Raw genomic sequence first — 8,957 nt, forward strand, 5'->3', positions numbered from 1 at the left:
GTCTTCGACGGGACCGATAAAACGAATCGGGAGTAAGAATTTGGATATCGGGAAAGTCATCCCCGCACCCGGCGCCGCCCGAAACGCCGCCTCATTCATCGTCGACACCTTCGCCGACGTCAGTGCCGTCGACTGCTTCAGCGAACCGCGGTTCGCACAGCTCAGGACGCTCGCCGCGCAGCACTCGTGGACGGAGATCGCCGCGGAGTACCGCAAGGTCACCGGCGTGGACGTGAAGACCAGCGTCTTCGCCGCGGAGATCGTCAAACGACTCCACGACGCAGGGAAACTGATCCGGTAAACTCCGGAGGTCACTGACCACCACGAGAGGCGTTTGCGGTGACACGACAGCAACGGCGCAGCCAGCGCGCCGTCGCGACGGCCGTGCTCGGCCTGCTCGGCACCATCGCCGGGGCGTCCTGCCTGACCGCCTGTGGCACCGACGGTGGCGTCTCCGCCGAGGCCCCTCCCGCCGTCGGCACGGGCGGGGGAAGTGGGCTGGACGTGGTCGCCGAGGTGCCGCAGGACGAGGTGGCCGAGGGTTTCGTGGAGCGGATCGTCTACCCCGTGCGCGACGGCGTCCCCGACCCGGAGGAGAACTGGGCGGACCTGTACCTGCCCGACACCGACGACGCTGAAGCGACGGACACAGAGGCCACGGATGTCACCGAGGATTCCGTCCCCCTGGTCGTCTGCCTGCAGGGCAGCGGCTGGAACGGTGGGGCGCACGGTTCGCGCCACATCGCCTCGGACCTGGCCGCGCGCGGGATGGCGGTGCTCAACGTGGAGTACCGCGGCGTCAGCGAGGGCGGCGGTTGGCCCGGGACGTTCACCGACGTGGCAGACGCCCTGGACCACGTCCCCGCCATCGACGAGAACTACCCGCAGCTCGACACGGAGGACGCCACCGTCGTCGGGCACAGCGCCGGTGGTCAGCTCGCCGCCTGGGCCGCCTCACGCTCCCGCCTGAGCGAGGACGAGGTCGGCGCGGACCCGGCGTTCTCCCCCACCCGGGTGGTGTCGTTGGCCGGGCCCCTGGACCTGGTGTGGGCGGCGGAGAACGGCGACGACAACATCGTCGAGGCGATGGAGGCCACGCCCGATGAACTGCCGAACGCCTACGACTCCATCGACCCGATCCGCAACATCAACCCGCAGGTGCAGGTCGTCGCCGTGCACGGCACCGACGACGACCTCGTCCCGCAGGAGAACTCGGAGCACTACGTCGACGCGGTCACCGACGTCGGCGGACGCGCCGAGCTCGTCCTGTTCGACGGGGCCGACCATCTGTCGTTCCTGCAGTCCTCGTCGCGCCACTATCCGCGTCTGCTCGACATCATCGCCGAGACCGCGGGCGCCGGGGCACAGTAAGCTCAGGACCGACACCCTGACCTTCGAGGAGTGATTCCGCCGTGTCCCTACCCCTTCCCCGCAATTGCCGTGCCGGACGTGCCTCGTCCGTCGTTTCCGTCCTCGCCGTCGCCGCGCTGGGCGGCGCCCTGACGTCGTGCAGCACCGACTCCGGTGACGACGGTGCGTCCTCCACCGGCGCCGCGAGCACCACCGCGAGCACAACGACGTCGGACGCTGCGGACGCGTCGGACGCAACGGCCCCGACCGTGGCCACCGACGTGCCGTCCGACGAGATTGCCGAGGGCTTCGTCGAACGTTTCCTCTACCCGGTGCGCGACGGCGACCCTGACCCCACGCAGAACTGGGCGGACTTCTACCTGCCCGGCGGCGCCGACGGAGCGCAGGACGGGACGCAGGAGGAGGACTCCGTCCCGCTGGTGGTGTTCATCCACGGTGGAGCGTGGCACGGCGGGGCGCCGGGCTCGCGCCACATCGCCGCGGACCTGGCGTCGCGCGGGATGGCGGTGCTCAACGTGGAGTACCGCGACGTCAGCGAGGGTGGCGGCTGGCCGCAGACCTTCACCGACGTGGCCGACGCCCTGGACTTCGTCCCCACCATCGACGAGAACTACCCGCAGATCACCATCGACGACGAGACGGTGGTGGGCCACAGCGCCGGCGCGCAGCTCGCCGCCTGGGCGGGCACGCGCGGCGACCTGGAGACCGGGCAGCTCGGCGCGGACCCGAAGTTCACCCCCAACCGCGTGGTCTCCCTGTCCGGCCCGCTGGACCTGGTGTGGTCCGCCGAGCACGGCGACGAGAACATCGTGGAGGCGATGAAGGGCACGCCCGCCGAGATGCCGGAGCGTTACGACAGCATCGACCCGATCCAGAACATCAACCGGCACATCCCCGTCGCCGCCGTGCACGGCACGGACGACGGCCTGGTGTCCCCGCAGAACTCCGAGCGTTACGTGGAGGCGGTGAGCCGTGACGGCGGCAACGCGAAGCTGATCATGCTCAAGGGCGAGGACCACACGTCCTTCCTGAAGAACACCTCGGCGCACTACGAGCGGGTGCTCGACATCATCCACCGGGTCTCCACGACACCGCGCGACGAGCTGAACTCGCACCTCGACGGCTCCACGGAGCTCGCCGAGGCGCCGCGGTAGCGCTCGCCGCGCGGGCGCCGGCGCGTCCCCCGCGCCAGCGCCGCACACTCAGGACGTGTGGTGCACCGGTGCGAGCTTGTACACGGGGGTGTCCAGCCCCTCGTGGCGGGCGGCGAGCTGCAGCGCCAGGTAACGCGAGTAGTGGCGTCCCTGGTGCAGGTTGCCGCCCATGAACCACAGGTTGTCCTGCTGGGTGGGCTTCCACATGTTGCGCAGCTCGCCCTCCCACGGGCCGGGGTCCTTGGCGGTGTCGGAGCCCAGGCCCCAGCACTTGCCGACCTTGTCGGCGACCTCCGGGCTGATCAGCATCTCGGCCCAGCCGTTCATCGACCCGTAGCCGGTGGCCAGCACGACCACGTCGGCCTGCAGCTCGGTGCCGTCGGTGAGCACCACGCCGTCGGCGGTGTAGCGCTCGATGCCGACCCCGGAGTGCAGCTCGATCGACCCGTCGGCGACGAGTTCGGAGGCGCCGACGTTGATGTAGTAGCCCGAGCCGCGGCGCAGGTACTTCAGGAACAGGCCGGACTCGTCCTCACCGAAGTCGAGCATGAAGCCGGCGTCCTCCAGGCCCTTGTAGAACTCGGCGTCCTCCTCACGCACGGCGTCGAAGGCCTGCTTCTGCCCGGCGGGCAGCAGCTTGTAGGGCATCGACGCGAAGAGCATGTCGGCGGTGTCGGTGTCGATGCCGGACTCCACGGCCTCCTCGGAGAACAGCGGGGAGGTGACGTGTTTGATGAAGGCGTCGGAGTTGACGATGTGGGTGGAGGAGCGCTGGATCATCACCGGGTGCGCGCCGTTGTCGTACAGGTCCTTGCAGATGTCGTGCGCGGAGTTGTTCGCACCCAGCACCACCACACGCCGGCCCTTGTCCGCCTCGCCGCCGGGGTGCTCCGAGGAGTGGCGGATCTCCCCGCGGAACTCCTCCTCCCCCGGCAGGGACGGCTTGTTCGCCACACCCGACATGCCGGTGGCCAGCACCAGCTGGGTCGGGTTGAGGACGACCTGCTCGCCGTCGCGGGAGACCACGACCTCCCAGGTGCCGGACGCCTCGTCGTAGGACGCCCGCTCACAGGTGGTCTTCGCCCAGTAGTCCAGGTCCATGATGCCGGTGTAGTGCTCCAGCCAGTCGCCCATCTTGTCCTTCGGTGTGAACACCGGCCAGGTCGACGGGAACGGCAGGTAGGGCAGGTGGTCGTACCAGACCGGGTCGTGCAGGCACAGGGAGTGGTAGCGCCCGCGCCACTGGTCGCCGGGACGCTCGGACTTCTCCACCACCAGCGTGGGCACACCCTGGTGCTTGAGCCGGGCGGCCAGGGCGATGCCGCCCTGCCCGCCGCCGACGATCAGCACGTAGGGCTGGTCCTCGTAGCCGAGTCGCTCCTGCCGGCGGGCGCGCTTGTCGGCCCAGTTGAGCTTGTGCGCGTCCGGGCCGTGCTCCACGCCTTTGGGACGGTTGGTCCCCTTGGGCTCGGGGCGGGCGAGGAGTTCGCGCGCGGAGGTCAGCAACGTCCAGATCTTGCCGTCACGCAGCCGCACGATCGCCCGGGCCTTGAACACCGGGGTGGTGAAGGTGACGGTGCCGCGGGTGACGCCGTCGCCCTCGTCGGTGGCGTCCTCGACGACGAGGTCCGTGGCACCGACGCGGTCGTTGTTCTCCCGCACCAGGTCGGCGATGGAGTCGGCCCCCTCGGCGGTGTGCAGGTTCCAGGTGAAGACCACGAAGTCTCGCCAGAAGCCGTCGGGTTCGAACATCCCGGAGACCGCCTCTGCGGCGGCGTCGGGGTCGGAGGTGTTCAGGGCGTCTGCGAAGGTGGTGAGCCAGGTCTGGACCTGCTGGTCGAGATCTGCGGCGGTGGATGTGGCGGTCATGAACCGTCCTTTCGTTCGCGTAAGATGCTGGAGAGCCTGAAGTGTCACGTCACGGTTTCCACGGTGCTCTGTGGAGTACGTCACACCGGACTGACCCCGACCACGGTATGGCCCCCGGCCGCCCCTGACGACCACTCTGAAAACATCACTGTGCGAACATAATTTTGCCGATGGCGACAACCCCGGTCACGCCACCGGCCACCCCCACGGTCACCACGGCGCCGGGGGTGAGACAGCTCACCCCCGGGCGAGTTCGGCGATCCGCCGCACCGCGTCCTCCACCGCCCAGTCCGCGTCCGCGGCATGCCCCTTCACCCCGGCGTCCAGCTCCGCGACGATCTGGACCGCCGCCGCCACCGACGACGCCTTCCACGACCTCGCCGAACGCACCGTCTTCTCCAGCTTCCACGGCGGCATGCCGTACTCCCCGGCCTGCTGCCGCGGATTCACCCGCGCCCCGTGCACCCGGGCGATGTCGTCGATGCCGCCGGACAACGCCGAGGCCAGCAGCACCGGGGGCACCCCGAGCTGCAACGCCCGGCGCGCCGAGCCGAGCGCCTGGTCGGCGCGTCCGGCGATCGCCAGGTCGGCGACGTCGAAGCCCGACACCTCCGCCGAGCCCTGGTAGTACCGGTGCACCGCATCCTCGGTGACCTGCCCGTCGGTGTCGGCGACGAGCTGGCTGATCGCGCTGGCGAGCTCGCGCAGGTCGGTGCCCACCGAGTCCAGCACCGCTGCGGTGACGTCCGGGGTCACACGCACCTTGAGGTCACGGAACTCCTGCTCCACGAACCCCTGACGCTCCCGCCCCTTGAGCTCCGCGGCGGAGAACACCTCCACCGCACCCTTCGACCCCTTCTTCGGCAGGCTCGTCGCCAACGCCTTCTGACGCCCCTTGCCCGTGTGCTGCAGGATCAGCACCACACCCGGCGCGGGGTCGGACACCGCCATCTCGATCATCGCCACGGAGTCCTTCGCCGCCTCCTCCACGCCGGTGACCACCACGATCCGGTCCTCGGCGAACAGCGACGGGCTCAGCAGCTCCGCGAGTTCACCGGCGTTGAGCTCGGAGGTCTTGCGCATGTCCACGGGCAGGTCGTCGATGCCGGCGTGCGCCCGGGTCGCCGCGACGATGCGGTGACGGGCACGCTCGGCGAGGAAGCTGTCGGCACCGACGATGAGGTTCACCGGTGCGGGGGGACGGGGACTCGTTGCCATGCGGCCCATCCTATCGGCCGCCCCGGACACGGCCGTCGGCTCACGCCCCGATGACCCCCTGGCCCGCCCACTCCGGCAGCCGTTCCCGCAGCGTGGCCAGCGTCGCCGCGGAGTCGATCTCCCCGTGCTCGTCGCGCTGCGTGGGGTCGAACAGGGGCACGCCGTGCACCCCGTCGACGCGCCCGAACGGGTCCTCCCCTTCTTCTCCCACCTCCCCTTCGGCACCTGCCAGCCCGTGGATCCGCACCCCGAGCAGCGGTATGCCGTCCTCCCACGCCTGCTCGATCTCGTGACGCACCCAGTGCCGTCCCGCGGTCTCGCCGCCGACGAGCACGATGACCACGTCCGACGCCGACATCTTCTCGTCGACCCACTCCTTCACCGCCCGGTTCCCCCCGGCCTTCACCCGGTCCCACTCCTGCTTCTCCAGCAGCGGCTGCCCGGTCACGGTGTCGATCTCGTGCACCAGGCGCACCCGGTGGTCGTCATTCTTGTGGTGGAACGAGTAGTACGCAGTCGTGGTCACGGCCATCCTCCTGGTTTCAGGGACAAACACGTCCACACCGAACATACCCCACCTCACGGACTCCCGTCCGCGTACAGTCCGTCCTCCCCGAGCACCACCGTCCCGTCCCTGCACGGGAACGCCACCGGCACGCCGGCGGGCGTGCGGCTCGGCATCCCGCGGCTGCGCCCGCACGCCGTGGCCACGTACAGGTCAGGACGCTGCGGCGACGCCTGCGCGTTCAGGCGGTACTCGTGCAGCAGCACCGCGTCCTCGTCGGCGAGGACGACCACCGGCGCGTCGCTCCCGCCGTCACGTCGCAGGATCTCCGGCGTCCCGGACGCCATCCGCACGCCCACCGTCCACGGCACGTCCCCCAGATCGTCCGCCCACACCCGCTGAAGCACGTCCGCCCCCGTGTCCTGCGCATAAGGCCCGGTCGACAAGACACCGGCGCGCACACCGGCCACCGTGGCCAGCGCGGCGAGCAGCACCACCACCAGCGCCGCACGCCGCCAGCGTGCCGACACCACTACCGTCACCACGGCCACCGCGACGAGAACCAGCACCGCCGCAGCCACCATGCCGCCCGGGGTGTGCAGCACCGGGACCTGCGACAACCGTGCCGCCACGGTCAGGATCCACCACGCCGGCAGCGCCGCGCCCCACAGCACCACCGTCGCCGCGCCGACGTGCACCCCGGCCAGCAGCGCGCCGAGCATGCCCACCACCGTCACCGGCGGCACCGCCACCCCGACCAGCACATTGGCCAGCACCGCCGTCGGGGAGACCACCCCGGTCATCTGCACGATCACCGGGGCGGTGACCACGTCCGCCACCAGACTCACCGCCACCAGGCCCACCAGCATCGCCTGCCACCGCGCCGGCGGATGGTGACGCCCCCGCCGGGCCGTCCTGCGCCGCGTCCAGCCCTGCAGCATCCGGCGGGCGACCAGCGGCGCCAACGCCACGATCCCCGCCGTCGCCGCGACCGACAGAATGAACGCGTACTCCACCGCCAGGCCCGGATCCACCGCCAGCAGCACGACCACCGCCGCCGACAACGCCGCATACCCGTGCGCCCGACGCGCCGACAACGCCGCCACCAACCCCACCGCACCCATCACCGCGGCCCGCAGCACACTCGGCTCCGGGCCCACCAGCAGCACGAACGCCACCAGGCAGGACGCCGCGGCCGCGTAGCGCGTCCACCGCGGCCAGCCCATCGCCGTCGCCAGCACCAGCACGCTGCCCGTGACCATGGCGAGATTGGCGCCAGATATACCTGATTAGATAGGTGTCTCTGCTAGGCTACCCGCATGACACAGAATCACCAGGTCAGCACGGTAGCGGTCTATGCCCGGGAGTCTCACGGTCAGGATGAGGACTCGTCGATCTCCGTCGCGGACCAGGTCGACGCTGTCCAGGCGTGGGCTGACCGGGAGGGGTGGTCCGTCACCGAGATCATCAGAGACGTGGGGTCGGCTTCACGAGGGTCACGACGACGACGCAGTCGGTTCGGTGAGCTCCTGGCGGTGGTCGAGAGTGGAACGGTCGACGCCGTCCTAGCCTGGGAGCAATCGCGTTTCGCCAGGTCAGATGCGGAGCGAGCAACACTGGAGGACGCCTGCGAGGACGCCGGTGTCCTCCTCGGGTACGGAGGTCGTCTGTACGACATGACCACCACGGATGACCGTCTGGCCTCGGGAATCACCGGTGTCGTGTCGGCTGCGGAGAGTCGGCGGACGGCAGAGCGGATCAGGCGGCGGACGGCGGCGGCAGCACGGGAGGGCCGGGTCCACGGGAAGAATCTCTACGGCTTCACCAGGGAGTACGCGACCGATGACCGGGGTCACCGGACAGTGACAGCGGTTGTCGAGCATCCTGAGCAGGGTCCAGTGGTCAAGCGCATCTTCAGGGAGGCACTGGCCGGGTCGGGGTGCTACTCGATAGCCAAGGGCCTCAATGCCGATGGTGTTGCAACACGGAGACCGGTACGGTCCTCCACCCGGGTGCAGCAATGGACGGCAGAGGCGGCCCGTGAGGTACTGAGGAACCCCGCTTACGCGGGAAAGCGCGTGTATAACGGTGAGGTCGTCGGTGACGCCGTCTGGGATGGCCTGGTCACCGAGGAGGAGTTTTCCCAGGTACAGGCACTGCTGTCGGGTCGTAGCAGGCCCTCGCGCGGTTTCCGGCCACAGCATCTCTGCAGTGGTATCGCGCTGTGTGCCGTGTGTGGGTCGGTGATGACGACGGGCAAGCAGTACGCAGGTCGTCCTCGTCTGTCAGACGGGTCGCGGAACCCGAATCGAGAGACGTACCGGACCTATCAGTGCACAGGAAGTCAGAGTGGGGGCTCTGGATTCCACGTGTCGATGAAGGAGACACACCTCGACACCCTCGTCACCGAAGCCGTGATCGCCCGTCTGGGCAGGCCCGATTTCCTTGCCCTGACCAGCACAGATGATGACCTGGCAGATACCGAGCGGCAGCGGCTGATCGACGAGATCTCACGGATGCAGGCATATCTCGACCAGGTCCGGGCGCAGGCAGCGGAGACGCTGGACATCAGTGTGCTGCTGGATCAGGAGGCACGGGTGACACCCAGGATCGAGACACTAACCCGCGAGCTGGAGGACCTGTCTGGTGCGGACCCTGCGGTGGTCGCTCTGGCCGGTGCCGAGGACATCCGTGCAGCATGGGAGGGCCTGGATCTCGACCGTCGGCGTCACATCGTGAGGGCGCTCATGGTCCCGGTGGTCAGCCGGGCGGCGGTGCATGGCAGGAAGGGCATCGACCCGGATCGTGTGGAGATCAGGTGGCGATAGCCCTGGGTAGAC

Annotated in this window: 8 protein-coding genes; 4 read left to right on the forward strand and 4 right to left on the reverse strand. The window is 69.5% G+C overall.

Annotation, left to right across the window (positions count from 1 at the left end; genetic code table 11):
• Positions 1-40: 40 nt before the first annotated feature.
• The 3 genes from ACT3UN_RS14705 to ACT3UN_RS14715 are packed head-to-tail and all read left to right on the forward strand — an operon-like array spanning position 41 to position 2,525.
• Positions 41-301 carry a hypothetical protein gene (locus ACT3UN_RS14705; RefSeq protein WP_301442047.1) on the forward strand — a complete coding sequence of 87 codons (261 nt, stop codon included), beginning with the start codon at positions 41-43 and terminating at the stop codon, positions 299-301.
• A gap of 38 nt (positions 302-339) precedes the next feature.
• Positions 340-1,371 carry an alpha/beta hydrolase family protein gene (locus tag ACT3UN_RS14710; RefSeq protein ID WP_444657432.1) on the forward strand — a complete coding sequence of 344 codons (1,032 nt, stop codon included), beginning with the start codon at positions 340-342 and terminating at the stop codon, positions 1,369-1,371.
• Positions 1,372-1,412: 41 nt separating this feature from the next.
• Positions 1,413-2,525, forward strand: a complete 1,113-nt coding sequence (locus ACT3UN_RS14715; protein ID WP_444657433.1) for an alpha/beta hydrolase family protein — start codon at positions 1,413-1,415, stop codon at positions 2,523-2,525.
• Between the two features lie 48 nt (positions 2,526-2,573).
• Here ACT3UN_RS14715 and ACT3UN_RS14720 read toward each other — a convergent pair whose 3' ends face one another.
• The 4 genes from ACT3UN_RS14720 to ACT3UN_RS14735 form a co-directional block, all read right to left on the reverse strand.
• The gene (locus tag ACT3UN_RS14720) at positions 2,574-4,394 is read right to left on the reverse strand and encodes an NAD(P)/FAD-dependent oxidoreductase (RefSeq protein ID WP_301442044.1); all 1,821 of its coding nucleotides are present in this window, start codon (positions 4,392-4,394) and stop codon (positions 2,574-2,576) included.
• A 237-nt stretch (positions 4,395-4,631) separates the two neighbouring features.
• Positions 4,632-5,621, reverse strand: coding sequence for a DNA polymerase III subunit delta (gene holA, locus ACT3UN_RS14725; RefSeq protein WP_441579167.1), 990 nt, complete (start codon positions 5,619-5,621; stop codon positions 4,632-4,634).
• Positions 5,622-5,652: 31 nt separating this feature from the next.
• Entirely contained in the window at positions 5,653-6,138 is a 486-nt protein-coding gene (locus ACT3UN_RS14730; protein WP_441582100.1) for a TIR domain-containing protein, read from the reverse strand.
• A gap of 53 nt (positions 6,139-6,191) precedes the next feature.
• The gene (locus ACT3UN_RS14735) at positions 6,192-7,400 is read right to left on the reverse strand and encodes a ComEC/Rec2 family competence protein (protein ID WP_444657435.1); all 1,209 of its coding nucleotides are present in this window, start codon (positions 7,398-7,400) and stop codon (positions 6,192-6,194) included.
• 36 nt (positions 7,401-7,436) lie between these two features.
• On the opposite strand from ACT3UN_RS14735, the gene ACT3UN_RS14740 reads away from it, so the two are divergent.
• Positions 7,437-8,945 (forward strand): recombinase family protein, encoded by a 1,509-nt coding sequence (locus tag ACT3UN_RS14740; protein ID WP_444657434.1) that lies wholly within the window; start codon positions 7,437-7,439, stop codon positions 8,943-8,945.
• Positions 8,946-8,957 lie beyond the last annotated feature (12 nt).

The sequence above is a fragment of the Corynebacterium sp. AOP12-C2-36 genome (assembly GCF_052379185.1).
In the GTDB taxonomy this organism is placed as follows: domain Bacteria; phylum Actinomycetota; class Actinomycetes; order Mycobacteriales; family Mycobacteriaceae; genus Corynebacterium.

Excerpts from the sequence above, each read along its gene's own strand:
- ACT3UN_RS14740 (WP_444657434.1), top strand. The coding sequence starts at position 7,437 with ATGACACAGAATCACCAGGTCAGCACGGTAGCGGTCTATGCCCGGGAG.
- ACT3UN_RS14720 (WP_301442044.1), bottom strand. The coding sequence starts at position 4,394 with ATGACCGCCACATCCACCGCCGCAGATCTCGACCAGCAGGTCCAGACC.
- holA (WP_441579167.1), bottom strand. The coding sequence starts at position 5,621 with ATGGGCCGCATGGCAACGAGTCCCCGTCCCCCCGCACCGGTGAACCTC.